Source organism: Agrobacterium sp. Ap1, assembly GCF_017313375.1.
Lineage (GTDB): Bacteria > Pseudomonadota > Alphaproteobacteria > Rhizobiales > Rhizobiaceae > Neorhizobium > Neorhizobium cellulosilyticum.
This window is the reverse complement of sequence record NZ_JAFLMY010000035.1, coordinates 1-26,578: the sequence shown is the minus strand read 5'-3', so window position 1 is coordinate 26,578 and position 26,578 is coordinate 1. Positions and strand designations below refer to the sequence as shown.

The following is a 26,578-nucleotide window of genomic DNA, read 5'->3' as shown; positions in this document are numbered from 1 at the left end:
AAGAGCGGGTACTCTGGGCATCAATTTGCTCCTGATTTGAGGGCGGCAGCCGCGACCACCGTCGGTTTCTCACGGCCAAAACCCTGCGGCTTGAAAACAAGGATCGCGACGAGTGCGACCCCGACAAAAATCAATCTCAGGGAGGCAAGGGTTGCACCATCAAGCCCCGGCACGAAATCGACCAGAAAACGGCTGCCTTCCAAAAGCGAGATCAAAACGATTGCCGCTGCGAGTACGCCTATATTGCTCCCTCGTCCTCCCACCACTACAGCCATGAGCGCATAGGCCGTTATGATTGCTGAAAATTGTGTAGGGTCGACGTAGGAGTAGTAGAAGCTGTGAAGCGAACCGGCCAAGCCCAGGATGACGCCACCGAGCGCAAAGGTTCTGACCCGGATCGATAGCACCGAATGCCCCAGTGACGACACGATATCTGGATCATCGCGTGTCGCTCTCATCAGTCTACCGAAAGGCGACTTCGCCAGAAGGGTCAAGACAAGATAAACTGCACCCAGCGCCATGCCTGAGAACGCTAGGAACGTGATGTCGGCCCAAGCCTGTGGAACGATGGATGCGAATGGCCGTGAAATACCGGATATACCGAGCGTCCCCATCGTCAGCCAATCCTCGTAGCTGATGAGTAGCCTTACACATTCTGCAAAGCCAAGCGTTACGATAGCAAGATAGTCCTCACTCAGCCGGATCGAGATGAGGCTCACGAGAGCGGAAATCACAGCAGTGCCAATCATGGCAATCGCCATCGAAACAACAGGCGGCGCTCCCGAGACGGTCAGCAGCGCTGCGATATACGCGCCGAGCATGTAGAACCCGAACAAGCCGAAATTGACCAGCCCGCCCATGCCCCATTGAAGATTGAGGGCCAGTCCAGCCATAGTGGCCATGACAACGACGCAGAGTGTTGCGATCAGATAAGCAGTCATCGCTGCACCCACTTCGTTCCGAAAATGCCCCAGGGGCGGACAATCAGCAGAAGTGTCATTATTCCAAAAGCGACGATCAAGCGGTAGTGCGCAGCCATGAAGAGTGTCGCAAACTCCTCAGCCAATCCCAACACGACCGCGCCGGCGACTGCTGCCATCGGGCTGGCAATGCCTCCAAGGATTGCAGCGGTGAAAACTTGCAGGAGATAATTCCAACCCATTTGCGGTTCGATGTTCGTATCGATCCCGATCAACACACCGGCCAATGCGGCAAGCGCTCCAGAAATCGCCCAGACGGACGCAACGACCTTTCCGCGTTCGATGCCACGTGATGCCGCCAGGGATGGGTTGTCTGCTACCGCTCTCATGGCTCGACCCAGTTTGGAAAATCGAAACACAAGCCAGACAGCCAGCAGGGATGCGAGCACCGTCGCTACTATGATTAATTGCTCTTGGTTGACCCGGAGCCCCCAAAACCGAAACGGACGCGCCACCGCAAGGTCGAAACTCCGTGGCGAATTTCCCGCGAAAAGCCTGACGATGTTCTCGAGCGCGATTCCAATTCCCATCGATGCGACAAGAAGGATAAGGCCCGAGCGGTCACGCAGATGGCGATACGAAACATAGTCGATGCCTATTGCTATCAATCCTGTCGCGATCGCGCCACTAGAGGCGGCAAGCCAAAGCGGCAGTTGCAACACTATATTGGCGTACCACGTGACGAAAGCTCCGACCGTCACATAGGATCCGATCGCGTAGTTCGGGAACCGAAGAACGCTGAACGTGAGCGAAAGCGCAAGCGCAGGAAGCGCCAGGATGAGACCCGTCGTGAGGCCGTTGATTATCATTTGGCCCATCAGTGACCTCCAAGATAAAGGCGTCTGATATCAGGATCGGCGAGCACCACATCTGACGCCCCCTGCAGCCGCACCTGCCCGTTGACGAGTACAAGGCCGTGGTCGGATGCGCCAAGTCCAAGCCGAGTGTTCTGCTCGATCAGGAACAAGGTAACTCCGGACCTCGAGACGCGACCGATGATCTCGAACAGCAGCTCTGCGTTTCGTGGAGAAAGTCCCGCGGATGGCTCATCGAGTGCCAATATGCGAGGATTGGGAACGAGCGCTGACGCCATCGCCACCATCTGTCGCTGGCCGCCACTCAGAACACCTGCGCGTTCATGAAGCTTGCTTCCGATTTCAGGGAAAAGCTCAAGCAGATCGCGCAGCCGTGAGGCAAAGGGAGTGGCCCTGGATGCTCGCACGAAGTCATAGGCAACACGAAGATTGTCGATAACGGACATGTTCGGAAAGACGTTTGCCTCCTGCGGTACATAACCCAATCCAGCCTCGGCCCGCTCAGCCGTAGACCAGCTGGTGATGTCCGTACCGTCGAGATAGATTCTTCCCGCCGTTGGCCTAACAAGGCCTAGCACTGTCTTCATCAGTGTGGATTTACCAGAGCCATTCGGCCCGACAACGGTCAGTATTTTTCCAGCTTCTGCGTTGAAGCTGACGCCACGAAGTACGGGTTGCGCGCCATATCCGGCCACCAGATTTTCTGCGATCAGACTTTTGGAGGCCACTGTCATGCGCTATACCCGAGATATGCATTTGCGACCTCATCGTTACTGACGACCTCGTCGAAGCTGCCTTGGGCAATCACCTTGCCCTCTGCTAGCGCATAGACGCGATCGCACAGAGTACGGATCATCGCCATGTTATGTTCGACCATACCGAACGTAATTCCTTCGCCGCGGAGTAACTGAATAAACTCCGTGATCTCACCAACACGTGTGGGATTAACACCTGCACTTGGCTCATCGAGCAAGATCAGCTTCGGCTCCCTCATCAAGACCCTGCACAGATCGAGCAATTTTTTCTGCCCGCCGGACAATGCGTTAGAGGCCGAATCCGCGTGCCGCCACAGATCCACTCGTTGAAGGAGCGCACGAGCCTTCTCAACATTTCTTTCCTGCTCAAGTCGGAAAGCCGAACGACGGAAAAGTGCAGACGTCACCGTATCGTGCCTGCTACCCGAAGACGCGATCAGTAGGTTCTCCAGAACGGTGAGACCAGCAAGATCGCGTGATAGCTGGAAAGATCGCCCGATACCCAGCCGTGCCCTTGCCACCGGCAGGAGCCTTGTAATGGATTGACCTTCGAAGACAACGTCTCCGCGCCTGGGACGGACCGAACCGGCAAGCACGGAAAACAGCGTTGATTTCCCGGCGCCATTCGGTCCGATCAGACCCGTCACGGTACCCGGTTCGAGATTGACGGAAACGCGATCAAGCGCTTTGAAGCCTCCATAGGAAACTTCAAGATTTCGACCTTCAAGCATTTTAACGAATGACTTCGGTAAGCTTGCTCTCGCCATTCTCGATCAAGAAATGACCATAGGCGAGGTTCGACTGGTCACCATTCGGCTCAAAGCGAAAATCGGAGGCAGCGCCGGAATATCTGAATGGCTTGCCGGATTTTGCTGCTTCAAGTGCCTTCGCAGGGTCGCCAATCGAAGGCGCATCGGCATTAACGAGTTGCGGGAACTGGGATCCGATTGCAGCACCCTCAGTCGACTTCGCCTTTTCAATAGCCAATGCGGTGAGGACAATCTGGTCAAAAACCTGAGCGCCAAAGCTCATCACAGTGCCTTCGTTGCGGCCAATTCGCTTCAGGTAAATGTCATAAGCTTCCGATTTATCGACCGGGACATGCTGCGTGTGATGCACGCCCTCAGCAACTTCTTTTCCGACATTCGCCACGAACTGTCCATTCGAGCCAGCGGCATTGCCGTACGCGTAAATCTTTCCCCCATATCCGTTCCGATACAATTCCTTGGCGACAGCAGACAGCTCGTTGACGTAGGCAGCGACGAATATCGCCTCTGGATCGCCTTCGAGGATCTTGTCTACTTCGACACGGTATGATGGCTGGTTAGGATTGAAAGGAACCTCCTTCAGGACTTTTCCCCCGCCAGCAGTGAGCTCTTGCCTGAAGGGTTCGATCGTCGAGAGGGTAAACGGCGTCTGGAGTACGAGAACCGATGCAGTCTTGATTTTGTCATTCAGCATCGCTTTGCCGAACGCCTTGCCCCAGTCTTTGCCATTTGTCTGGAAACGCCAGACCAGTCCCTTATTGTCTCCTTGGGTGATTTCGTCAGCAGATCCGTTAACGGTAAGGAGAACACCCTTTTCAACCGCGATAGGTTTGATCGCCAAGGCTACCGCACTCGACCATACGCCCGCAATCGACGCCGCCTTATCGACGTCAATGAGCTTTCGTGCTGCAGAAACGCCGACAGTCGGCTGAGTTTCGTCATCGGCCACAACCAGTTCAAGTTTGCGGCCAAGGACCCCTCCAGCATCGTTGATAAGATCTACTGCCGCTCGAGCCGCTTCTTCTTCTTCTTTTCCGTAGGGGCCACCCGAGCCGCTAAACGGGGCAAGTAGACCGAGTTTTATCGGTCCATCCTGAGCGAGAGCCGGCAAGCCTGTAGCCGCAAGAGCAGCCGACGACAGCAATGCTCCCAACACGAGGCGGCGGGAGATTTTTCTAACTAATGACATTTGATGCGGCTCCAAGGGAGAAAGGCAGAGTGCAAAAGAGACAGCTTGAAATCTCTTAGTGCGTTGTTTAACAAACTAAATTCAACGCATTTTACTGTCAATTGTCATGCCTGCAGTCGCAAGTAAAAGAGACGCCCGCATCGATTGCCTGCTTATATGTAGAATAAAATACCAATCTCCGCAGCTTCGTAGCGCTGCCGTTCTCCAGGAGCAATCGAATGGAAAAGCAGTTACGCATCAATTCGTTTCAGATGTGCGCCCCTGTCCACAACTGGGCCGGGCTTTGGAGGATGCCGGGCGACATTGCGGTGGATTACAACAAACTCTCGTACTGGACAGATATGGCCAAGACCGCTGAACGCGGATTTCTGGATGCAATTTTCATCGCAGACGTGTTCGGCGTTTACGATGTATATGGTGGTTCGCCAGATGCTGCGCTTCGTGCAGGGACCCAGCTTCCGGCAATGGACCCAACGATCCCGATCTCGGCGATGGCACTCGTCACAGAGCATTTAGGCTTTGGCGTAACCGCGAACCTTAGCTATGAGCACCCCTACCAATTCGCTCGCCGTTTCTCGACCCTCGATCATTTAACCAATGGTCGCATAGGCTGGAATATCGTCACCGGGTATCTGGAAAGTGGAGCCAGAGGGATGGGGCGAGCACTGCAGATTGAGCATGATGCCCGCTACGATGTGGCGGAGGATTTCATGGCGGCTTGCTATAAGCTGTGGGAGCATTCCTGGGAAGAGAATGCGGTCCAACGCGACAGGAACACTGGAGTGTTCACGGACCCGAGGAAAGTGCACAGGATTGTGCACGACGGTCCTCATTTCAAAGTAGATGGCGTACATTTATCAGAGCCATCACCGCAACGAACACCTCTTCTGTTTCAGGCAGGATCGTCGGAGCGCGGCCGCGTATTTGCCGCTCGACATGCTGAATGCGTTTTCATTAACGGTCCGAGCAAAGCCTCGGCCACCAAGACGGTTAGTGCATTGAGACAAGCGACACAGGACGCAGGCCGTCATCCAGACGACATCACCATTTTTCTAGCAGCAAACGTGATTGTCGCGCCAACGGCAGCAGAGGCCGCAGAATTGCACGCAGAATATTCTCGCTACACGGATGCGGTTGGGCAATTGACGCTCGTATCCGGCTGGACTGGGATCGATCTCTCCGGGTTGGAGCCGGACGACGTAGTGCCGTTCGCCAACTCCAACGCAATTCGGTCGACGGCCGAGAACCTGACAGTCAAAGCACCGAGACCCGTACATGTTCGAGATCTGACCACGCTTTCATCAACTGGAGCCCGCGCACCGTTTCTTGTCGGCTCGGCGTCTGATGTGGCGGATGCATCGATCGAGTGGGCTGAAGAAACAGGTGTGGATGGCTTCAATATTCCTCGGCTATCCGTCCCCTCAACTCTTCTCTCTGTCGCAGATCAGCTTGTGCCGGAGCTTCAAAACCGTGGACGTTTCAAGACGAGCTACACCGAGGGAACGTTGCGCGAGAAATTCAACGGCGGTCAAAGCGCCCATTTGCAAGGAAGCCATACGGGATGCCGCTCTCATTCATTGGATCAGATATCCAACTCGAGGAAGGGATTAAGGTCTTGAACGGATTGGAACCCGCGACCTGCTCATCAGACCCTCCAAGTGAATGAAAATTCTATTAGTTAGTATGTGCGAACGGTTGGAGCAGCGTAATGCGAGTTATCCAATTTTAAAGGTCTGAAAGTCATGTGTTTGTTAGTTCGGAATCGTAGCGGGCTCATGCTTTACGAAACCGGGAATGACTCTGGCGCTTTTTTCGATCGCATCGATCAGTCCGCCGATCGCCTGCGCCATTGGCCGGCCCGACGCGGTGATGACACCCCAGTAGAACGGCACCCGAAATGCTAATGGGATCACGCGGACGCCAACAATGGGAAGGCCGGCGATGGTCGCCGACTCAACCAATGCCACCCCGACGCCGGCTCTCGCAAGCGCCAGCGAAACATAGGTGGCATTGCTGTCGATAATGGCTGCGGGCGTTATGCCATGGCTCTGCAGGGCCTCGTCAATGCGCATGCGCAGACGAAAGGGATTGGCCGACATGATCAACCGGCGGGCCAGCAGATCCTCGGCCGCAATCACCGACTTGGCCGCCAGCGGATCGCTGTCGGCGACGACGGCAACGCAGGGGGCCTCACCGATCCAGTGAACGTCGACACCGGGATTGTCGAGCGGCAGGCTGGCCATGCCGACATCGGCGGAGCGTGCAACGACTGCCTGAACGACGTTTTCGGCGGAAGTGCTTTGCAGATGGATGTGCTGCGGAAACAATTCCGGTGCAAGGTTGCTCAGCGCCAGCGGCAGCAGGCTTGCCGAAAGGGCTGGAATGGAGGCGATCTCGATGGGGCGCGGCGTGGCCGCGCGGATGCTTCTGGCGCGTTCACTGATGGTGCGCAACCCGCTCAGGAACAGCTCCGCCTGCGCAAAAAAGGTTATCCCCTGTTCGGTGGGGGCGATGCGCGGGCCGTTGCGATGCAGGACGGTGAAGCCGAGTTCCTTTTCCAGATCCTGTATCAGCCGCGTGACCACCGGCTGCGATTTGCCAAGCGCTTTGGCCGCCCCTGTCATGCTGCCGATCGACACCACCGCCACGAATGCTTCCAGCTGTCTCGTCTCAAGATAATCGGGGATCATTCAAAACCCTTGCTGTGAAATGTCGTGTCAGCGCCTGACCGCTAGTCCAATCTATATTGGTTGCATCTGCCAGAGACCGGTGCGCGTATCAAACGGATCGCAGACGATCACGAATTTTCCATCGGCCATGTGCAGCACCGGCGCATCCGCTGCGTCGTGACGCGGCCAGTCTCCGGCCGGTGTGGCGGGAACCTCGTCGCGTATGAATGAGACCCACACGTCATGCACCTGCCGCGCGAACTGCGGATCGGCGACGGCCTGCCGCGCCGGCAGATGGCTGACATCCATGCCGTCGCGATACCAGACCGCGCCGACTTCCGCCCCATGCGGTGCACCGTGTTCATCGGCCTCTATCGCACCATAGAGATATTTGTAGACCGGCTGCCGAACGCCGTGCAGCCGCGCAAACCGCGTCGTCGGGTTCTGGAACACCAGATCGCCACCGACCGACCGCCAAATGCCGCGCGGCGAATGATTTGGCAAAGCCTCGCGGTAACGCGAAACGATCTCGATCCCCGTCAGGCCCAACGGCCGCACCCGCTCATGCAACAGAGCCGCGGCGATCTCGAAATCCATTTCGGGCTGGGCGGTTGCGTGGGTCACGTATTCGCCGGTGGTGCAACCGATCATCATCGGCACGGGTGCCGTTTCGCCGCGTGACGCCGCCTCTTCCGGGTGGAAGGGCAAAGAGCTGCCATCGATCACCGGAACGAACGGAACGCCGAGCTTGGCGGCGGAACCGTCCCGCTCGAAGTCATGGTGTTCGTAAGACTCGTTGCAGAGGTCGCGCTGGGCGATCAGCAGCCGTCCGAAATCGACGGTCTTCAGCTCTGCCTCGCTTACCCGCAGCACATCGAGCATCCGACGATTGAGCTTTTGCGCATCTTCCATCGTGGCGATGCCGGTGCTGGCGCCGCTTTGCGGCATGGCCTTCGCAAACAAGCCACGGGCATCCGGCATGGCCATGACGGCGGCAATGGAAAACCCGCCCGCCGAGCGCCCGGCAAAGGTGACGCGTGCCGGATCGCCACCGAAGGCAGCAATGTTGTCACGCACCCATTCAAGGGCGGCGATCTGGTCGAGCAGGCCACGATTGTCCGGCGACCCATCGTTGAGATGCAGGAAACCAAGCGCGCCGAGCCGGTAATTGACGGTGACCTCGACAATGCCGCTTGCCGCGAAGGCGCCGCTCTGCAGCACGGTTTCATTGGCCGATCCGACCGCATATCCGCCGCCATGGATCCATACCAGAACCGGCGCGGAACCGGAAAGCGACGGCGTGCGGATGTTGACGGTGAGGAAATCCGTGCCGAATTCGAGCGTCGAGGCCGCCGCCTTGCCGACCGGACCATATGTCGGGATCTGTGGGCAAACCGGGCTCAAGGTTTTGGCAGAGCGGACGCCCGCCCATGGTTCGACCGATTGCGGTGCCGAAAACCGCCGCTCCGGCGTGATCGGCGCGGCATAGGGCATACCGAGGAACACGCCGTAACCGTTTTCTTCGAACCCTTCGACAACGCCTGCCCGTGTTTCGACCAGCATGTCACAACGCCTTGCGCAGGCCGATCAGGCGCTCGACCAGAACGACGACGCCGATCGAGATCAGGATCAGGACAACCGACAGCGCAGCAATCTGAGGATCGGTGGAATATTCGAGATAGTGGTAGATTTCGGTCGGCAGCGTCGAGGCCTTCACCGATACGATGAACAGCGAAATCGTCGCCTCATCGAAGGAGATCAGGAAGGCGATGACACCGCCGGCAATCAGCCCGGACCGCACCAGCGGCAGCGTGATGCGCCAGAACACCATCCATGGCGAGGCACCATGCACCAAAGCCGCCTCCTCCACCCGCGTATCGACGGCCATCAGGCTCATCGTGATGGTGCGCACCGTATACGGGATGGTGATGCCGAGATGGGCCAGCACGATGCCGGGATAACTGTCGAGCAGGCCGAGCGGCGAAATGACCAGCATGATGCCGACCGCCAGCACGATATGCGGCACCAGAAACGGCGCCAGAATGAGAAAATTGACCACGCCCTTGCCGCGAAACTGGTATCGGACGAGCGACAGCGACAGCAGCATGCCGGCGAAAACGGCCGTCGTGCCGACAACCGCACCGATGATCAGGCTGCGCCAGAAAGCCGAGATGAACTTGGCATTCTCGAAAACTTTGACATAGGAGCCAAAAGACCAGCTTTCCGGCGGGAAGGCGAGATACTGGCGGGTGTCGAACGAGATGATGAAGACGACAATGATCGGCGCCAGCAGAAAGACGTAAAGCAGTGTGATCAGCGTGGTCCAGGCGATGCTAGCGAGGCGGTTATTGCTCTCCATGGCCGGCCTCACGGTTCGAGCGCGCGCAGGGCGCGCTGGTAAATGACAATTATGCTGGAAAACAGCACCAGCAACATGACCGACAGTGCCGCCGCCAATGGCCAGTTGAGCGTCACCGTCGCCTCGTTGAACACCTCGGTGCCGAGAACGAAGACGCGCCCTCCCCCCATCAGCCGTGGTGTCACGAAGGACGAGATCGCCAGCACGAAGACGAGCAGCGCTGCAGTGAGTACGCCGGGAAGGCTGAGCGGCAGGATGATCCGCAGGAAGACCTTGACGCGATTGGCGCCGAGCATGGCAGCCGCCTCCTCCAGTTGCGCATTGAGCCGACCGAAACCGCTCAGCATGGCAAGAATGGCATAAGGCATCAGAATTTCGACCAGCGCCACGGTCGCCCCGAAACTGTTATTGGTGAGGCGGATGACGCCATCCGTCAGCGACAGCGATTGCAGCGTGCTGTTGATGACGCCACGATCGCCAAGAATGACCATCCAGCCATAGGTGCGCACCACCGACGAGGTGAGAAGCGGCGCAACGGCCAGCGCCGTCAACACGCCGCGAAACCGGCTTTCAGTACGCGCCAGAAACAGTGCGATAGGAAAGGAAAGGATGACAGCAAACAGCGCGACGTTGAAACCGAGCACGAGCGTGTTCCACGCCACCCGCCAGTAGAACGGATCGAACAACACGGCGGTGTATGCCTGCACTGTCCAGTCGCCACCACTGAACGCGCCGATCGTCGATGACGCAAAGGAGGCGCGCAACAGCCAGATCAACGGCAGGAGAAAGGTAATGACCAGCGCCGCCAATCCCGGCAGAAGCAGCATCAGAAGAATGCCGCGCGGTGCCCGGGAGGATGCCACGCCAGCCAATGGAGCGGAGGCAGCACTCATGTGCTCACCTGCCCGATCAGCGTCACGTCTTGCGGGGCGACCGTCAGCGTCACGCTATCGCCCTTGTCGGGCAGAGCCCCGGCATGGGTCGGCAGGTCGGCCTGCAACAGAACGCCGCCACAGCGAACGTTGAGCGTCAGCATCTGGCCGCGATAGACGATGTGTTCAACCGTGCCGGAAAACCGGTTCGGCTGGTTTGCATCTTTGGACACGACGAGGCGATGCGGCCGAATCATCAGTTTGACGGTTGAACCGACAGCAGCGTCACCCTCGAAATGAAGCGCCGACAGGCCATCGACCTCAGCCACGCCCGGTACCGTGATCTTGCCCTGAAACACCGTGCCGGCGCCAATGAAAGAGGCGACGAAATCGGTTTGCGGCCGATCGAAGATATCGCGCGGCGTGCCGATCTGTTCGAGCTTGCCGTTCGACATCACGGCCAGGCGGTCGGCCATTGACAGGGCCTCATCCTGATCGTGAGTGACGAAAATGGCGGTGACGCCGGTGCGAGTCTGGATATCGCGAATTTCGTCGCGCATCTCGTCGCGCAGCTTGGCATCGAGATTGGAGAGCGGTTCGTCGAACAGCAGCAGTTCCGGCTCGATGACCAGAGAGCGGGCAATCGCGGCGCGCTGCTGCTGGCCGCCGGACAGCTGGGTGATCTTGCGGTCTCCGAGACCGGTCAGCTTGACCAGATCAAGCGCCTTCCTGACGCGCTCGTCGCGTTCGGCCCGCCCGACCTTGCGCATTTCAAGCCCGAACGAGACGTTCTGCGCCACCGTCATGTGCGGGAACAGCGCATAGGCCTGAAACACCATGCCCATATTGCGTTTGTAGACCGGGATGGAGGACACATCCCTGTCGCCCAGCCGGATCGCACCCGAAGAGGGTGCGACCAGACCGGCGATCATGCGCAGGATGGTCGTCTTGCCGCAGCCGGAAGGGCCGAGCAAGGCCAGCATCTCGCCGCGGGGCAGCGAGAAACTGACATGATCCACCGATGGCTTCTGGGCGCCAGGATAGGTCTTCACGAGATTTTCGATCGTGACGTGATGATCAGCCATTGGCGTCCGTTTCCTTCAAGTCTATCAGTTGAGCGCGATGACTTCGCGGTTGATGCGCTGGATCCAGGCCGAATATTTCTCGGCAATGAAATTCCAGTCGAGCGACATCTGCGCGGCCTGCGCTTCCTTCGAGCCGTAGATCCGGGCAGCGACGGCATCCGGCAGCGTCACCTTGCTGTTGACCGGGCCGTAGAAGCTCTTTTCGGCAAAGGTCGCCTGTGCTTCTGTCCCGAGTGCGTAGTTGACGAACAGCGCTGCTGCCTCGGCATTCTTGGACTTTTCAACGAGACCGATCGTGTTGGTCTGGCCGATCGAGCCTTCCTTGGGCGCGGCAACAGCGATTTTGCCACCCTGCGTGTCATGCAGGTACTGCGCACGGCCGTTCCAGCAGATCGATAGATCGACTTCGCCGCTCTGGATCACCGCATAACAATCCGGCGCGGGTTCCCAGGTCGAGACGTTCGGCGCGATCTCCTTGAGCATGTCGAGGCCAGGATCGATGCTGTCCTTGTAGTCCGAACCCTTCAGCTTGCTGAGGATCGGCAGCAGGATGACACCACGGGTATCACCGAGCTTGGCGGCGATCTTGCCCTTGTATTTCGGGTCGGTCAGGTCGTTCCAGCTGCTCGGCGGCTCCTTTACCGTGTCGGTGTTGTAGAGGATCGCCAGATTGTCCTGCGAAAACGCCACGGCCTTGTCGCCGTCGAGGCGCGCCCATTCCGGCTGTTCCGCAAGTGCCGGCACCTTGGCCGGATCGAGCTTGGCAAACAGGCCTTCCTTGCTGGCCTTGATGGCGACCGAGACGTCGATCAGCGAAACGTCGATTTTCGGATCGTCGCGCTGCAAGGTCAGCAGCGCCAGCGTTTCGGCAGAATTCTTGCTTTGCTGGTAGGTGACATCGATACCCGGATACTTTGCCTTGAAGGGTTCGATCACGAACTTCTGGTAATTGTCGGCAAACACGCCGGAAAAACCGACGATGTTGACCGTGCCCTTGACCGCGGCATCCTGTGCCTGCGCGCCGCCCACGAAAGCGACCAGACCGGCGGCAAAAGCGCCCGCACCGATCAACAGCTGCGACATCCTGTTCTGCATGCGTATCGTCATGTCACTCTCTCCGATTGATGGGCAGCTCCGCTGCCCGAATGTTCCCCGGCCCGCCGGACGGGCCTTGATTTTCACGTCTGCCGGTTGTTTCAGACCGTCGGCGTCCAGGCCTTGTCCAGAACCCGCAGCCAGTTGCCACCGAGCAGTTTCAGAACGAGTTCCTCACTCCAGCCGCGTGCCAGCATGCGCGCCGTCAGGTTGGGCATGTCGGTGATCCGCTCGATGCCCTTCGGCTTGTTGATTTTCACATTGCCGAACTCGGTCAGCTTGCGGGCCGTTCCCTTGTCCTTGTTGGCCCACAGCAGCCACGGGCCGGGACGCGGGCGATCCAGCGAAAAATCCGTACCGACGCCGACATGATCCTCACCGACGAGGTCGATGATATAGGCCATGGCGTCGAGATAGTCGTCGACGGTCGCATCATTGCCGGCGGCAAGGCCCGGTGCAAACAGGCTGATGCCGATGAGCCCGCCCTTTTCCGCGCAGGCGGTAAACAGTTCGTCCGGCTTGTTGCGTTTCACGTCGCGCAGGGCGCGCGGCAGGATATGCGAGATGCAGACCGGGCTTTTCGACCGGGCGATGACATCGGCGCTGGTCTTGTCACCGACATGGCTGAGATCGCACAACACGCCGACGCGGTTCATCTCCGACAGCACTTCCATGCCGAAGCCCGTCAGGCCGCTATCGTTTTCCTCCAGATAACCGGCACCCGAATAGTTCTGGGTGTTGTAGGTCAGCTGCATGATGCCGACGCCAAGATCCTTGAAGATCTCGACATAATCGAGCTGGTCTTCCAGCGGCGAGGTATTCTGCCAGCCGATGATGATGCCGGTCTTGTTCTCGGCCTTGGCGGCATGGATATCGGCAACGGTGCGGACGGGACGCAGGATGTCGTCATTCTCGCGCAGGAAACGCTTCCACTCCGAAACGTAGCCGATGCCCTCGCGGAAATTTTCCCACAGAAGCGACGAGACGTTGACGGCGGTCAAGCCACCAGCGCGCATTTCCTCAAATATCGAACGGCTCCACTGGCAGGTCTGGAGGCCATCGACGATGATGGCGCTTTCGTGCAGCTTTTTCGCGTCGGTCATTACGCGCTCTCCTTCAAAACATCTATGTTTCGACCGGCCTTGAGCGCGCGGTCGACAAAATCCAGGCGGTCCTGGCCCCAGAACAGTTGATCGCCAAGCACATAGGTCGGCGTACCGAAAATGCCCAGCCGCTCGGCCTCGGCAAGATTGCCGTCCCATTCCGCAATGATGTCCTGCGACTGCGGGCCGGTTATCAGGGAGACGGCTTGTTCGCCCACTGTGGCGCGGGCAATCGCATGCAGCGTATCGAGATCGGCGATATCGCGATCTTCCGCCCACAAGGCGCGCTGTACGGCAAACGAAAACGAAATCGCGTCGAGCCCTGCCTTCTGCAGGGCAATCACCGCCTGCGCGGCCGTTTCGATCGTTCGGCAGGGGTAAAACTTCGGTTTGAGGTTCAGCGGTATGCCGAGATATTCGCGCCAGCGGGTCAGTTCGACCTCGTGGTAAAGCTGGCGGGCATCCGGCCGCTTGCGCAGCGGAATGCCGCCATTCGCCTCTATGATGCGGATCGGCCGCAAATGCACCTGAGCACCGTTTTCACGCGCAATCGCAACAGCCTTCTGTGCGCCAAAATAGGCCCATGGCGAGGAAATGCCGTAAAAGATCTGCAACAGGGCAGCGTCGTCATGCTTGGGCATGTTTGAAGTCCTCATGACGGTCGGCATCGCTCCACTCGTCACCCAGAAGCTCAGGCGTCGAAAAATTCAGGAAACGATCGCGATGAAAAGCCCTGTCCTCGACGAACAGGGATCGTGCAAGACCGGTCGCGAGCCGGGTCGCACCCTCGCTGATCGAGGGGATACCGCTGGTGATCTTGCCATGTGTCGGCACAGCCGGATAAGCGAAACAGGTAATGCGCGAGACGGCGGCCGTGACAACCGGGTCGAGACCTGCTTTCGGGCGAAACTCGAAGGCATCTCCGAGATAGGGCATCGCCGCGATGCCGTCATGCTCCCAGCCTTCCGGCGGGGTGTAGGCATCACGCCATGTCTGAAAATTGCCGGCCAGTGTCGCAAATTCAGGCCGCTTGTCGAGATCGACGGAAAAACCGGTCGCGAAGATGACGAGATCGGCCGCGTACCGGCCTTTCGGCGTGACCACTTCGATACCATCACCATTCTCAAGCAGATCGTCAATGGGGCTGGCGAGATGAAAGAAGGCATTGGCGTGGCGCGATACGCGCAACACGCTGTGGCGCGGCGGCGGGATCTGGGCCTGCTCGCCGGCAACCATGTAGAACCACTTGTCTTCGTCGGGAAGACCAAGATAGCCCTGCGTCATGCCCTGACTGCCGATGCCGGTAAACTTATCGACGCGGGGGATATCGGCGCGGCGCACGAAAATATCGACGCGGGCGGCACGGGCTTCGAGGGCGGCGGCGGCGTTGTCCATGGCTGACGCGCCGGCCCCGACCACGGCCACCCGCTTGCCTTTGAAAGAGGCCATATCGATCAGATCGGCCCCATGGCGCACAAGATGCGATGAAACGCGGGCGGCAACCGGCGGCATGGCCGGCGCACCCAGCCCGTCCAGCCCCGTCGCCAGGACAACGCGCCGCGCCAGCACATTTTCCTGCACATTGCCACGCGCAAATGTCAAAGCGATCAGGCCATCCTGCCGGAAGGCGACCCCGGTCAATGCGGAATCGTTGACGACATCGAGTTTCAGAACGCGGCGATACCAGACGAGATATTCCATCCACATCGCACGGGGAATGAGGTCCATGTCGAGAAACGCCTGCGCACCGAACTGGGCTTCGAACCAGGCCCGGAAGGTGAGCGAGGGAATGCCGAGCGCCGGCCCCGCGGCATCCTTGCGGGTGCGAAGCGTTTCCATGCGGGCATAAGTGATCCATGGCCCTTCCAGGCCCTGTGTCGCGCGATCAAAGGCCCGGGTGTTGCCGATACCTATCCTTTGGAGCGCGGCGAGCGTCACCAGTCCACACAGACCGCTGCCTATGACGGCGACATCGAGCACCTCGCGACCGTCCACCAGCAGCGGCGGCGTCCACGACTTTGCCGGCTGGTTCAGCCACAGAAGATCCTGTTGCAGACGCGCTTCCAAGACGGCAAGCGAGTGATGGGACGACGACAAGTGCAGAAAACCTATATTCGATAATCACATAAACATGCCTCCAATATACAAAATTGAAAAGATAGAATTTTGCGCTTTCCAGCGCGCGACGGGAAAATGAATCCTGCCGCCATTCAATCCCTTCGAAGGTGAGGATCATGCTTGAGCCGGTTGGTCACTTGGCAGGAAGACCGCTTGAGGTGCGTGATCACATCGAATTTGAGATCATCGTAAATCGAGCGCTGGCACCGGATCGCGCGGCTCATCTGTCGCTGCCACGGACGGGAACGACCACGCGCCAAATCACCTCCAATCGTTATTTTAGCAATAAACCTAGCAAAGGGGGCGGCGCCGGCGCGAGGTGGTTTTTTCGATTTTCCGCGCGATGGAGGGATTTCGCTCTCATATCCGCATCCACAATAGAACATGTCGCGTTGCTCGACACGGTGGAAGTTTTTAGCCTCTCTGGAGAGCCGGGACATGGTTGAACGATCCAGGTCCTTATCCCTTGTCTGCGGCACGCCAGGCCGCGGAACAGCATCCTTTTTCAGGAGAGTGTTTTCATGAAGGCAAATGGCCTCACGACCCTAGGCTTCAGATTAAGTCGCTGGAGGTTTTTGGCAGTGCTAGCCGCTCTCGCCGTCGCTTTGGGAGCAGGGCCTGCAGCTGCCGAGGGGAAAATTCGGATCGCGCAACAGTTCGGGATCGCATATCTGATCCTTGATGTCGTTCGCGACCAGAAGCTCATCGAAAAGCATGGCAAGGAAGCCGGTCTCGACATTGAGGTGGACTGGGCGAGCATATCTGGCGCCACCGCCATGAACGAGGCACTCCTTGCCAACAATCTCGATATCGTGTCCGCTGGCGTGCCCCCGGCATTGACGATGTGGGATCGCACCAAGGCTAACGTCAAGCTGGTCGCGGCGCTCGGCTCGCTGCCGAACTATCTCATCACCACCAATCCCGACGTAAAGACACTGAAGGATTTCGGCGAGAAGGATCGCATCGCCGTGCCCGCCGCAGGCGTCGGTTTCCAGTCGAGAACGTTGCAGATCGAGGCGGCAAAACTGTTCGGCCAGGACAATTTCCAGAAGCTGGACCAGATATCCGTCAGCCTGCCGCATCCGGACGCCACCGCCGCCCTCATCTCCGGTGCCACCGAGGTCAATTCGCACTTCTCCTCGGCGCCGTTCTATTATCAGGCCCTGCAGGGCAACAAGGCGGTGCACAAGGTCATCAGCTCCTACGACATTCTCGGAGGACCGGCGACATTCAACGTCCTTTACACCAGCACGGCGTTCCATGACGACAACCCGAAGACCTACGCCGCCTTCTACGCCGCGCTGGGCGAGGCTGCGACATGGATCAACGCCAACAAACAAAAGGCCGCCGAAACCTTCATTCGCCAGCAGAATTCAAAGCTGTCGCCGGAACTCGTTCTCGAGATCATCAACGATACCGAAAACGACTTCACTGTCACCCCGCAAAACACCTTCGTTTACGCCAGGGAACTGCATAAGCTCGGCGTTCTGAAAACCGAGGCCGGCTCCTGGAAGGACTATTTCTTCCAGGAAGCCCATGGCGAGAACGGCGGCTGACAGCTGTTCCTCAATAACCTTCTCGACCCGCAACCGGCCTGACGCGTCCGGTTGCGGGTTTGCAATTTGAATGGAAACGAGAATGGATGCCATGACGACATCGCCTTTGCGGGAAAAGGCCGCCGCTCCCTCCCTGCCGCTTCTCAAGGTCGAAGGCGTGACGCTGGAATATCACGCCCCCGGCCGGGTGGTGCGTGCTACGCAAAACGTCAGCTTCGATGTCTGGGAAGCCGATCGTTTCATCCTGCTGGGGGCTTCCGGTTGCGGCAAGTCCACTCTTTTGAAGGCCGTTGGCGGTTTCATCGCTCCGCGGGAGGGCCAGATCCTGCTTGATGGGCAACCGGTACATGGCCCGGGTCCTGACCGTGTCGTCGTTTTCCAGGAGTTCGACCAGCTGCCGCCATGGAAGACCGTGCGCGAGAACGTGGCCTTTCCGCTTCGCACTTCCGGCAGACTGAGCCGCAATGAGGCCATCGGGCGTGCCGACCACTATATCGAAAAAGTGGGTCTGACCCGTTTCGCCGATGCCTATCCGAATACGCTTTCCGGTGGCATGAAGCAGCGCGTCGCCATCGCCCGTGCGCTTGCCATGGAGCCGCGCGTGCTTTTGATGGACGAACCCTTCGCCGCATTGGACGCCTTGACCCGTCGCAAGATGCAGGAAGAGCTTCTGGCACTGTGGGAAGAAGTCCGCTTCACGCTGCTGTTCGTCACGCACTCCATTGAAGAAGCGCTCGTGGTCGGCAATCGCATCGCGCTTCTGTCACCACATCCGGGCCGCATGCGCGCTGAAATCAACAGTCACGAGTGGGACCTGACGAGCGGCGGAAGCCCACAATTCCAGGCAGCGACAAACCGTATTCATCGGCTGCTGTTTGAAGACACCGACGCAACGGACGGAGCCGGCGATGAGTGATGTTTTCCGCCCCGGTTCGCAGACAGGGACGCGAACAGCACCGCCGATCCGGCCAGAATATGAGCGATCGCTCGAGCCGATCGCAGACACGACACGCGAGCAAGCCCTGCCGCTTCACGAGCGGATTTGGCAGCGCGCATGGCTGCGCAAAACCCTGATACTGATCTGTCTTGCCTTGCTGTGGGAGATCGCCGCCAGGTTCCAGGCAAACCCGTTGCTTCTGCCGCCTTTTTCTGCGGCGATCCAGGCACTGTGGGAGGACACGACGAGTGGCGTCATTCCGGCGCGCGCATTGAATTCGCTTGATGTGCTGCTGAAGGGTTATGCCGCAGGCGTCGTGCTTGCCTTCGTGCTGACATCCGTCGCGGTTTCCACTCAGATCGGGCGCGACCTGTTGTCGACGCTGACATCCATGCTCAATCCGCTGCCGCCGATCGCGCTTCTGCCGCTCGCATTGCTGTGGTTCGGGCTTGGACAGGCAAGCCTTGTCTTCGTGCTCATCCACTCCGTTCTCTGGCCGCTGGCGCTCAACATGTATACCGGCTTCACCGGCGTGCCGGAAACCTTGCGCATGGCAGGTCGAAATTACGGTCTGCGAGGCCTGCGTTATGTTCTGCTGATCCTTGTTCCGGCAGCACTGCCTTCCATCATCGCGGGGTTGAAGATCGGCTGGGCTTTCGCATGGCGCACGCTGATTGCGGCCGAACTCGTCTTCGGCGCCTCATCCGGCAGGGGTGGGCTTGGCTGGTACATTTTCCAGAACCGCAACGAACTTTACACCGACCGGGTGTTTGCCGGTCTGATCATGGTCATCCTGTTCGGCCTTCTGGTCGAAAACGTGCTGTTTCGCGAACTCGAAAAGCGGACTGTGGCGAAATGGGGAATGACGCGATAGCGCGGGGATTATCCAGTATGACAGCAGAGCGGAAATATGTTGTCGGCATAACCGACCACATGATCGGCGAACCCGATTTGGAAGCAGAGGTACTCGGCAGCGATGTCGAAATCGATTTTTTTGCCAGCACGGATGAAACATCCTTCGCGGCTGATCGTCTGGCAAGGCTCGATGCGCTGATGGTCTGGGGGGCCCGGCTCGGGCCGCAGAGCATTAAGCACCTTACCCGTTGCAGAGGTGTGGTGCGTTACGGCGTCGGTCACGAGAAGATCGACCTGCCCGCACTTGCCGCCGCCGGTATCCCCTTCGCAAACAACCCGGATTACGGCACCGAGGAGGTGGCCGATCACGCGATGGCGATGATCCTTTCCCTGCATCGTCGGCTCTGGGAACATGACGCCCGCGCCCGGGGATACGTCCGTGGGTGGCAGGTCCATAGTTTGAACCCGCTTTCCCGCTCCAACAGGACGACGGTCGGGGTCGTTGGAGTCGGCCGGATCGGCACTGCCGTGGTCATCCGTATGAAACCCTTCGGTTTCCGCATTCTCGGTTATGATCCGGGACAACCGCCGGGCCACGAAAAGGCGATCGGCTATGAGCGGGCGGAACGGCTCGAAGACCTTCTTGCCCAGTCAGATATCGTCACGTTCCATTGTCCGGCAACGGATGAGACGCGCGGGCTTCTCGATGCATCCGGTCTTTCACGGCTGAAACCCGGAGCAATCATCGTCAACACAGCGCGAGGGGAATTGATCAACGATCTCGATGCGCTGGAAGCTGCGTTGCGCAGCAACCATCTGGCCGCCGCAGCGATCGATACGCTGGTCAAGGAACCGCCCGGCGATCATCCTTTGCTGACGGCATGGCGTCATCGCGAAGACTGGCTTGCCGGGCGTCTGGTCATCACCCCGCACAATGCCTTCTACTCCGATCACGCGGCCATCGAGATGCGCTGCAACGCGGCGAAAACCGTCAGATTGCTGCTCGACGAGGGAAAGCTTCGAAATCAGATTACGGATCGATCATGACCAGCCAAGCCGAATTTCTCTGGTACATCCCCAATGATGTCAAATCCGGCCATCGGGGCGACGTGGCCGATCCGAACCACAACAGTCTGGAGACCCTGACAGGCCAGGCAAAAGCCATGGAAGACCATGGCTGGAAAGGTGCGTTGATCGGCACCGGGTGGGGGCGGCCGGACACATTTACCGTGGCGACTGCGCTGGTTGCGCGCACCACGACTTTCGAACCGCTGATCGCCGTCCGGCCCGGTTATTGGAAGCCGGCGAACTTCGCCTCGGCCGCCGCAACGCTCGACCATCTGAGTGGGGGACGCGTGCGCGTCAACGTCGTTTCCGGGCCGGATGCGCTTGCGGCCTACGGCGACGAGGAAGGTGATCAGGCGCAACGTTATGCTCGCACAAAGGAATTCATGCGTCTGACCCGCCGGCTGTGGACGGAAGAAGATGTCACCTTCCGCGGCGCGCATTTCGAAGTCACCGGCTCCACCGTTATGCCGCGGCTGGAGCAGATTGGCGATCGTCGCCATCCCAAGCTCTATTTCGGTGGCGCCTCACCAGCGGCCGAGCAGGTTGCAGCCACCGAAGCCGACGTCCAGCTCTTCTGGGGTGAGCCGCTCGAGGGCGTGCGCGAACGTATCGATCGGCTGAAACAACTAAGCAGGACACTGGATCGAGACCTGCTGCCGCTGCAATTCGGGCTGAGGATCACAACGCTTGTGCGTGATACGACGGAACAGGCATGGGCGGATGCGCAGGCGAAAGTCGCGAAGATGGCCGAGGGTTCGGCCGGCAGCTGGCAGGATCACCGTCACGGCGTGTCCGTCGGGCAGCAGCGGCTTCTGGATCTCGCTGCCCGTGGAGATGTTCTTGATGAAAACCTCTACACCGCGCCGGGCAGGTACGGCGGCGGCGGTGCCGGCACGACCTGGCTGGTGGGTTCGGCTGAGGATGTCGCGAGGTCTCTACGCAAATATCGGGACCTCGGCATTACGCATTTCGTGCTCTCGGACACACCCTATCTACAAGAGATAAAGCGGCAGGGAATCCAACTCCTGCCGCTTATGAGAGAATGAACCAAAGACTGGGGAACGTGACTCCGTTACGTGCTCCTGAGCAATACGAACCGTCGATCCGTACGCATACATCGTCACATGCTGCATTCACGATCAGAATGCGGCTTATCACCTTTTTATGGAACATTTAACTTGGCACTTCTCGATCTGACTATCCCGGTAGCAGCCCAACAGTGCAAAAACTTTCAATCATTGTATCGAAAAGAACGATATCGGACCTGCTCCGCGCGAGCAGTCGTGCCCCGGCCACAGCTGCGAAAATTGCGCGCGCGCGTTGCTCACTGAGTCCCTCTTCCGTAACGCCCGCATCAACGAGCCGAGCTGCGAGCCATTCAATATTGACGTCTGCGAAAGTTTGAACTTCGACGCGAACTGGCTCCGGCAAGTCGTCGTGCTCGGCACCGAGAAAGCTCCCAAGGCAGAGGCGATTGTCGTTTTCCGGCGTTGCTCGAAATGTCTGCGAGTCCGTCCGATAATTCATGATGACCGTGCGATGCGTCTGGTCAGCGTCATGATGGATGCGGCATAGAGAAATGCTTCGGCCGACTTTATCGTTGCCTCCGGGTCTTTCCATAGTCGCCGATTTCGACTGATCCATGCGAAGAATCGCTCCACAACCCATCGCTTTGGATGAACGGCAAAGCCGATCTGATCCTTGGGCTTGCGGACGATCTCGACATCGACAAGCGTCGCATTCTGCGGCCTGTGACCTGAGTATCCCATGTCTGCGAACGCCTTCTCCACGAATGGAAAGGACCTGCGGGATACCTGCAGGACAGGGATCGCTCCATCTCGATCCTGAATGTCGGCAGGCTGAGGATCGAGGACGAGTGCTCGGCCATCCATGTCCACCATTGCCTGCCGTTTGCGACCCTTGATCTTCTTGCCCGCATCATAGCCGCGCGGGCCACCGCTTTCGGTGGTCTTGACGCTCTGGCTATCCAGGACTGCGGCGCTCGGTGAGGCCTCTCGCCCAACCCGCTCGCGGTCTATCGTAACGAGGTAGCGGTTGATCCTTGTGAATAGCCCGGTGTCGCGCCATCGGCAGAAGTAACCGAACACAGTGCTCTTGGGCGGCAGGTCTTTCGGGATAAGCCGCCACGGGATGCCGCCGCGCAGAACATAGAAGATGGCATTGACGATCTCACGCAAAGGCCAAACTGGCTTGCGACCTCTGCGCGCGGGTGGAGGAAACAGCGGCGAGAGCACCTCCCATTCGCTGTCCGTCAGATCGGTTTCATATCGAAGTTGGTTGCGACTATACTGCCGCCGGGTGGTCGGGTTCCACATGGCGCTTCCATTCTGGCTTTGAACACCGTCTTGGAATCATCATCGACCCGATCACTCAACTCAATTCTCGGACAGCCTCTGAGGATACTTCCGGAGACTTTCCTTCGCGCTTCCGCTCTGAGCTAATCCATCCAAGCACAGCTTGGTATCTTGCCAGTAACGTTCTGCGATCGCCGCCGCCAACGCAGCCTTACTCGGGAAATGGTGGTAAATGCTCGCGGCCTTAATGCCGACCTCACTGGCAAGCTCGCGCATATTGAGGCCGCTGTTTTTGTCCTCTATGACAACCTACTCCTCTCTCATTGCTCTCGCGATCTGATCAGCAAGCGGCTTCACCAGATAGGACAGCGCGGAGCGATCGCCTGTTTGAATGAAGGCTTCCACCGGCATCCCCGCGACCAGCGTGATCTCGCCGAGGCGGTGCAGTTCTTCCTGCGGGATATGGACGCGCGCTGTGTACCAAGACTCGCCTGTCTGGGGGTTAGAAAGGCTCTGTTGCAAAAAATTGGCTGATCGCGGAAAGAGCGCTTAAGATTTTCAGCGAGACTTTTAATGAGCGATTTTAAGTGGCGTCATTTTCAGGGTGAGATTATCCTTTGGGCGGTCCGCTGGTATTGCCGCTATGGGGTCAGCTACAGGGATCTTGAACAGATGATGGGTGAACGGGGCGTGCCCGTGGATCATTCCACGATCTATCGCTGGGTTCAGAACTATGCGCCGGAGATCGAAAAACGACTACGCTGGCATTGGCGCCGGCCGCAGTCAACAAGCTGGCGTGTCGACGAAACCTATGTGAAGGTTCGTGGGAAATGGACATATCTCTACCGAGCCGTCGACAAATTCGGCAACACCATCGATTTCTATCTCTCGCCCACCCGGAATGCCAAGGCCGCCAAACGCTTTCTCGGCAAGGCCTTGAACGGCCTGAAGGATTGGGAAAAGCCGACAGTCATCAATACCGATAAGGCGGCGACTTACGGCATCGCGATTTCGGAGCTTAAGGCCGAAGGCAAGTGCCCAGAAGAGCTTGTCCACCGGCAGGTTAAATATCTGAATAATGTCGTTGAGGCCGATCACGGCAAGCTCAAGCAGTTGATCAGGCCTGTGAGAGGGTTCAAGACGCTGAAAACGGCGTACGCAACGATCAAGGGATTCGAGGTGATGCGCGCCTTGCGCAAGGGCCAGGCTTCGATTTTCAATCTCACCGGCGATGTCCGTGGAGAAGCTCGCATCGTTGAACGGGCTTTTGGCATCGGACCGAGCGCGCTGACGGAGGCTGTAGCACTGCTCGCTCAGGGTCTCGAAAACCGTGAAGCTGCCAGGTAACCGACGTCCCGACCAACGGTCATTTGCCCAAAATCGAAATTTGCAACAGAGCCGCGCGCCGTCGATGCGTTCCAAAGTCGCTGCCCGGTTACCAACCGTCGGGCTATAGGGTGCTCGGTGTTATCATTCCTGATCTCGATGAAGTTATCCAGTTGGAAATCAGCATGCTTCCGAGTCCGGCAAACCCGATCTTGCCCATGCATTTGCGCCCTGCCCTCTTGGCAGGTGTCGCCATTGTCCAGCATGCCGGCCCCGAGATGCTTCGCATGCTGAGTAGCCATATGATGGGTGAGAACAAAGCCCGCTTCGACAGCGCTACCTTCCGCCCGATGACCTCGATTTCAGGACGGCGGCAACACCGAACGGATCGGCGTAGACGTTGCGGGCCACCCGCCGCACCGTTTCCATGTCCTGTTCCAGATATGGCATAGCTTTGGCCCGAGCGACCTCATCGACTATCTTGTCATAATGGGTGACCGCCGGCACCAGCGGCTCGACCTTTTCGATGCCGGCATTTGCACCGCGATCCTGTGACGGATCGAGCCGCACATCGATGTCGCTGCAGGTCATGTTTTCGAGCAGTCCGTGCCGAACATGAAATTCGGTTGAAATGAGGCCTATCGGTAATGCTACTCGACCTGCGATGTAAAAGAGTGCTGCCGCCAGTTCGCAGACGGCAGCTTTTAACTCGTGTGGTCCAGCCTTGAGTTCCCCGAGCCTAAGTGGGCATGCTTGGGCAGTTTTGGCCTTAAAAATCTGACCCCTGGCCCGCCTCCGTTCTGGTCTATAAATTGCAGTCCCGCAGCTTCAAACGCGGCCCGTATAGCTTTGAGGGTGCCCGAAAAGGCCGGTTTTCCCGCTTCGATACGGGATACCGTAGTAGCCGTAACGCCTGCATTCTTTGCCAAGTCTCGCACGCCCCAGCGAAGGGCAGCGCGTGCCATACGAACTTGATCAGACGTCAACAAATTAACACCTTGACTTAATCTTGTTTTGATTCAGACTTCCCCGACTGGGCTGATGCCTGGAAAGCGGCCAAGCAGGATGCTGTAACATCCTACCTGACCTGACCAAACCCAAGCTATAGGGAGCTCGGATCATGGCTGATTCTGAGACTAGCAGAACTTTGCCTTCAGATACCCTTCCAAAAATCAAAACTGCCGAAGGATGCGAGACACTGCTTCCATCGCGGGTGACGCGCCAGAACCTTTTGAGTGCCACTGCAAAAGTCTTGCTGGCGCTTACCTCGGAGTTGGAGAGGGCGCCCGAGAGAAACATGCCGGGTCCGACGTCAACGGCACGCCTTTGGCTGAACTGGTATGAAGCCCGTCAGCGACGCGTTCGTATTACCAAGTATCAGCAGAAGACCGAGGCGAAGGTGCGAGCGATGGCCGGCGCGTTCCCGGTGGTCCGGATTGAGATGTCTGACGAGCCGGATATTACCGTCTATTCGCTTGCGGAAATCAACCGACTGAGATCCCGTGTGACCCCGGAAAAGTTGACTGCTGCAAGATCACTTATGCGCAAGCGCCGTGCGAACTGGGCTGCCGCTGACAGAAAGCTCGGTTTCAGCCCTGCGATGGCCTTCGAGCACAATCTGGCGGAGCGAGAGCAACTGTTATCGCGCTTACTGTCGTTGTCAAAACCGAAGACCACGATTGAAGCTACGGCGAAATTGCACTGCCTGCTGAGCATGCGGGATCCAGGCAATGAACGCTGTGACGCCCCGTGGCATGACTTGAGGCGAATACTGCTTGACCTAATAGAGGTTACGCGATCCCCAGAATAGTGAATACCCGCCCCACACTCTTGTCATCGACCGCCGACAAGCATCAATATGCGATCTTTAATCATTTATCTGAGTTGGAGAAGACAATTGCGCTATTTCGAAGATGTCACGGACTTTATGTTGTCAGCCAGAGAACTCCCATCCAGCGATGTAGAGGCGCTGACGATACGAGCTATTCAGACTAATCGGCGCCTGATGAAACCAGCCGAAAGCCTCTTCCAGGCTTTGCCCGAAGAATACCAAACCGGAGATCTCGCGGCGGCGACCAGCATCTTGCATACGTCGAAGCTGAACTCGAAATGTTCACGCAGCCCGATACGGTAAACCGATTGGTCGATTTGCACGGCCCTATCCCGGACGTGCCGGAAGACGGGGAGACCACTCGTCACTAGACGACGCGACGTCCGCCTTCAGAACATAATCTCACCGCTAGCCGCTTCAATCCCGTTATCCGGGCGTTCTACGCCCGGCTTCGAGATACGGGGAAGCCAGCCAAGGTCGCGTTGACCGCGTGCATGCGGAAATTCCTGACTATCCTCAATGCCATGATCCGTGATGGACAGTACTGGCGGTTTGATCGGACGCCGCAAACACCATCCCCACTGTAGGCAATAGGGCTAAGTTTCGCGACAAAATTTGTGACACTGAAAATTCAGAGGAAAATCTGTCGCGAAACTCGCTCGCAAAAGTCAGAGTTTCGCTACAGACATTTGCCAAAGATTGCGGCACTGACGGCAAAGCAGCCGTCGCTGGTTGTAAAGGCACCTGTGGCCGCACAACGACATCATAATTTCCAAGCCGCAGGCTTCTTCAGCTAGGAGGACCTTCCGAGTTTCTTCGAAAGCTGACCAGGCGGGGTCTGCGTGGCGTCAAGCTCGCCGTCTCAGATGCGCATGAGGGCATC

At 58.3% G+C, this 26,578-nt stretch carries 29 protein-coding genes and 3 pseudogenes; 12 read left to right on the top strand and 20 right to left on the bottom strand.

Going from position 1 to position 26,578, the window contains the following annotated elements:
• Window positions 1-20: 20 nt before the first annotated feature.
• Genes JZX87_RS29120 through JZX87_RS29100 form a run of 5 tightly spaced genes read right to left on the bottom strand, consistent with a single transcriptional unit; the run spans window position 21 to window position 4,506 of the window.
• Window positions 21-941, bottom strand: a complete 921-nt coding sequence (locus JZX87_RS29120; protein ID WP_174011732.1) for a branched-chain amino acid ABC transporter permease — start codon at window positions 939-941, stop codon at window positions 21-23.
• A complete protein-coding gene (locus tag JZX87_RS29115; protein WP_174011735.1) occupies window positions 938-1,798 on the bottom strand; it encodes a branched-chain amino acid ABC transporter permease in 861 nt (286 codons plus the stop codon). Before JZX87_RS29115 ends, JZX87_RS29120 begins: the two co-directional genes overlap by 4 nt.
• Window positions 1,798-2,529 (bottom strand): ABC transporter ATP-binding protein, encoded by a 732-nt coding sequence (locus tag JZX87_RS29110; RefSeq protein ID WP_206829331.1) that lies wholly within the window; start codon window positions 2,527-2,529, stop codon window positions 1,798-1,800. The genes JZX87_RS29115 and JZX87_RS29110 overlap by 1 nt, the downstream gene beginning before the upstream one ends.
• Window positions 2,526-3,281, bottom strand: a complete 756-nt coding sequence (locus JZX87_RS29105; RefSeq protein ID WP_174011626.1) for an ABC transporter ATP-binding protein — start codon at window positions 3,279-3,281, stop codon at window positions 2,526-2,528. Before JZX87_RS29105 ends, JZX87_RS29110 begins: the two co-directional genes overlap by 4 nt.
• Window position 3,282: 1 nt before the next feature.
• Complete coding sequence (locus JZX87_RS29100) at window positions 3,283-4,506, bottom strand: ABC transporter substrate-binding protein (protein WP_206829330.1); 1,224 nt, start codon at window positions 4,504-4,506, stop codon at window positions 3,283-3,285.
• A gap of 218 nt (window positions 4,507-4,724) precedes the next feature.
• Here JZX87_RS29100 and JZX87_RS29095 point away from each other — a divergent pair, with 218 nt between their 5' ends.
• The gene (locus JZX87_RS29095) at window positions 4,725-6,125 is read left to right on the top strand and encodes an LLM class flavin-dependent oxidoreductase (protein ID WP_206829329.1); all 1,401 of its coding nucleotides are present in this window, start codon (window positions 4,725-4,727) and stop codon (window positions 6,123-6,125) included.
• A 132-nt stretch (window positions 6,126-6,257) separates the two neighbouring features.
• Here the strand turns inward: JZX87_RS29095 and JZX87_RS29090 are convergent, their stop codons facing one another.
• The 9 genes from JZX87_RS29090 to JZX87_RS29050 all read right to left on the bottom strand — a co-directional run bounded on the left by JZX87_RS29090 (window position 6,258) and on the right by JZX87_RS29050 (window position 15,792).
• Entirely contained in the window at window positions 6,258-7,196 is a 939-nt protein-coding gene (locus JZX87_RS29090; RefSeq protein WP_206829328.1) for a LysR family transcriptional regulator, read from the bottom strand.
• A 51-nt stretch (window positions 7,197-7,247) separates the two neighbouring features.
• Window positions 7,248-8,738, bottom strand: coding sequence for a carboxylesterase/lipase family protein (locus JZX87_RS29085; protein WP_206829325.1), 1,491 nt, complete (start codon window positions 8,736-8,738; stop codon window positions 7,248-7,250).
• Between the two features lies 1 nt (window position 8,739).
• Window positions 8,740-9,534, bottom strand: a complete 795-nt coding sequence (locus tag JZX87_RS29080) for an ABC transporter permease (protein WP_174011612.1) — start codon at window positions 9,532-9,534, stop codon at window positions 8,740-8,742.
• An 8-nt stretch (window positions 9,535-9,542) separates the two neighbouring features.
• Window positions 9,543-10,427, bottom strand: a complete 885-nt coding sequence (locus tag JZX87_RS29075; RefSeq protein ID WP_206829324.1) for an ABC transporter permease — start codon at window positions 10,425-10,427, stop codon at window positions 9,543-9,545.
• Window positions 10,424-11,491: an ABC transporter ATP-binding protein gene (locus JZX87_RS29070; protein ID WP_206829322.1), complete on the bottom strand. Its 1,068-nt coding sequence runs from the start codon at window positions 11,489-11,491 to the stop codon at window positions 10,424-10,426. Before JZX87_RS29070 ends, JZX87_RS29075 begins: the two co-directional genes overlap by 4 nt.
• 24 nt (window positions 11,492-11,515) lie before the next feature.
• Window positions 11,516-12,598 (bottom strand): ABC transporter substrate-binding protein, encoded by a 1,083-nt coding sequence (locus JZX87_RS29065; RefSeq protein WP_206829320.1) that lies wholly within the window; start codon window positions 12,596-12,598, stop codon window positions 11,516-11,518.
• An 89-nt stretch (window positions 12,599-12,687) separates the two neighbouring features.
• Complete coding sequence (locus tag JZX87_RS29060; RefSeq protein WP_174011604.1) at window positions 12,688-13,689, bottom strand: dipeptidase; 1,002 nt, start codon at window positions 13,687-13,689, stop codon at window positions 12,688-12,690.
• Entirely contained in the window at window positions 13,689-14,330 is a 642-nt protein-coding gene (locus JZX87_RS29055) for a 2-hydroxychromene-2-carboxylate isomerase (protein WP_174011602.1), read from the bottom strand. The genes JZX87_RS29060 and JZX87_RS29055 overlap by 1 nt, the downstream gene beginning before the upstream one ends.
• Complete coding sequence (locus JZX87_RS29050; protein ID WP_174011658.1) at window positions 14,317-15,792, bottom strand: NAD(P)-binding domain-containing protein; 1,476 nt, start codon at window positions 15,790-15,792, stop codon at window positions 14,317-14,319. Before JZX87_RS29050 ends, JZX87_RS29055 begins: the two co-directional genes overlap by 14 nt.
• A gap of 131 nt (window positions 15,793-15,923) precedes the next feature.
• Between JZX87_RS29050 and JZX87_RS29045 the strand changes: the two genes are divergently transcribed.
• The 6 genes from JZX87_RS29045 to JZX87_RS29020 all read left to right on the top strand — a co-directional run bounded on the left by JZX87_RS29045 (window position 15,924) and on the right by JZX87_RS29020 (window position 21,269).
• A complete protein-coding gene (locus tag JZX87_RS29045) occupies window positions 15,924-16,253 on the top strand; it encodes a hypothetical protein (RefSeq protein WP_174011599.1) in 330 nt (109 codons plus the stop codon).
• 135 nt (window positions 16,254-16,388) lie between these two features.
• Window positions 16,389-17,363, top strand: a complete 975-nt coding sequence (locus JZX87_RS29040; RefSeq protein WP_309550471.1) for an ABC transporter substrate-binding protein — start codon at window positions 16,389-16,391, stop codon at window positions 17,361-17,363.
• Between the two features lie 91 nt (window positions 17,364-17,454).
• Window positions 17,455-18,279, top strand: a complete 825-nt coding sequence (locus tag JZX87_RS29035; protein ID WP_502711350.1) for an ABC transporter ATP-binding protein — start codon at window positions 17,455-17,457, stop codon at window positions 18,277-18,279.
• Window positions 18,272-19,174 carry an ABC transporter permease gene (locus JZX87_RS29030; protein ID WP_174011592.1) on the top strand — a complete coding sequence of 301 codons (903 nt, stop codon included), beginning with the start codon at window positions 18,272-18,274 and terminating at the stop codon, window positions 19,172-19,174. The genes JZX87_RS29035 and JZX87_RS29030 overlap by 8 nt, the downstream gene beginning before the upstream one ends.
• A 17-nt stretch (window positions 19,175-19,191) precedes the next feature.
• The gene (locus tag JZX87_RS29025) at window positions 19,192-20,202 is read left to right on the top strand and encodes a C-terminal binding protein (RefSeq protein ID WP_174011590.1); all 1,011 of its coding nucleotides are present in this window, start codon (window positions 19,192-19,194) and stop codon (window positions 20,200-20,202) included.
• The gene (locus JZX87_RS29020) at window positions 20,199-21,269 is read left to right on the top strand and encodes an LLM class flavin-dependent oxidoreductase (protein WP_206829318.1); all 1,071 of its coding nucleotides are present in this window, start codon (window positions 20,199-20,201) and stop codon (window positions 21,267-21,269) included. Before JZX87_RS29025 ends, JZX87_RS29020 begins: the two co-directional genes overlap by 4 nt.
• A 151-nt stretch (window positions 21,270-21,420) precedes the next feature.
• On the opposite strand, the pseudogene JZX87_RS31645 reads toward JZX87_RS29020, so the two are convergent.
• The 4 genes and pseudogenes from JZX87_RS31645 to JZX87_RS32115 all read right to left on the bottom strand — a co-directional run.
• A pseudogene (locus tag JZX87_RS31645) lies at window positions 21,421-21,729 on the bottom strand (TetR/AcrR family transcriptional regulator); the annotation flags it as partial.
• 17 nt (window positions 21,730-21,746) lie between these two features.
• Window positions 21,747-22,559 (bottom strand): IS5 family transposase, encoded by an 813-nt coding sequence (locus JZX87_RS29015; protein ID WP_206829316.1) that lies wholly within the window; start codon window positions 22,557-22,559, stop codon window positions 21,747-21,749.
• Between the two features lie 60 nt (window positions 22,560-22,619).
• Window positions 22,620-22,814: a TetR/AcrR family transcriptional regulator gene (locus JZX87_RS29010; RefSeq protein WP_286195173.1), complete on the bottom strand. Its 195-nt coding sequence runs from the start codon at window positions 22,812-22,814 to the stop codon at window positions 22,620-22,622.
• Between the two features lie 33 nt (window positions 22,815-22,847).
• Window positions 22,848-23,060: a beta-barrel domain-containing protein gene (locus JZX87_RS32115; protein ID WP_502711349.1), complete on the bottom strand. Its 213-nt coding sequence runs from the start codon at window positions 23,058-23,060 to the stop codon at window positions 22,848-22,850.
• 51 nt (window positions 23,061-23,111) lie between these two features.
• Between JZX87_RS32115 and JZX87_RS29005 the strand changes: the two genes are divergently transcribed.
• Window positions 23,112-23,885, top strand: coding sequence for an IS6 family transposase (locus tag JZX87_RS29005; protein ID WP_206829314.1), 774 nt, complete (start codon window positions 23,112-23,114; stop codon window positions 23,883-23,885).
• Window positions 23,886-24,200: 315 nt separating this feature from the next.
• Here JZX87_RS29005 and JZX87_RS29000 read toward each other — a convergent pair whose 3' ends face one another.
• Together JZX87_RS29000 and JZX87_RS28995 are read right to left on the bottom strand one after the other, a co-directional pair.
• On the bottom strand, window positions 24,201-24,455 hold the full coding sequence (locus JZX87_RS29000; RefSeq protein WP_206829312.1) for a hypothetical protein: 255 nt from the start codon (window positions 24,453-24,455) through the stop codon (window positions 24,201-24,203).
• Between the two features lie 113 nt (window positions 24,456-24,568).
• Window positions 24,569-24,829 (bottom strand): helix-turn-helix domain-containing protein, encoded by a 261-nt coding sequence (locus JZX87_RS28995; protein ID WP_206829334.1) that lies wholly within the window; start codon window positions 24,827-24,829, stop codon window positions 24,569-24,571.
• A gap of 155 nt (window positions 24,830-24,984) precedes the next feature.
• Here JZX87_RS28995 and JZX87_RS28990 point away from each other — a divergent pair, with 155 nt between their 5' ends.
• From JZX87_RS28990 to JZX87_RS28975, 4 genes and pseudogenes are all read left to right on the top strand, one after another.
• A complete protein-coding gene (locus JZX87_RS28990; RefSeq protein ID WP_206829311.1) occupies window positions 24,985-25,674 on the top strand; it encodes a hypothetical protein in 690 nt (229 codons plus the stop codon).
• Window positions 25,675-25,722: 48 nt separating this feature from the next.
• The gene (locus JZX87_RS31960; protein WP_353654289.1) at window positions 25,723-25,998 is read left to right on the top strand and encodes a transcriptional repressor TraM; all 276 of its coding nucleotides are present in this window, start codon (window positions 25,723-25,725) and stop codon (window positions 25,996-25,998) included.
• Window positions 25,999-26,096: 98 nt separating this feature from the next.
• Window positions 26,097-26,282 (top strand): annotated as a pseudogene (locus JZX87_RS28980) (IS110 family transposase); the annotation flags it as partial.
• A 218-nt stretch (window positions 26,283-26,500) separates the two neighbouring features.
• Window positions 26,501-26,578 (top strand): annotated as a pseudogene (locus tag JZX87_RS28975) (transposase); the annotation flags it as partial.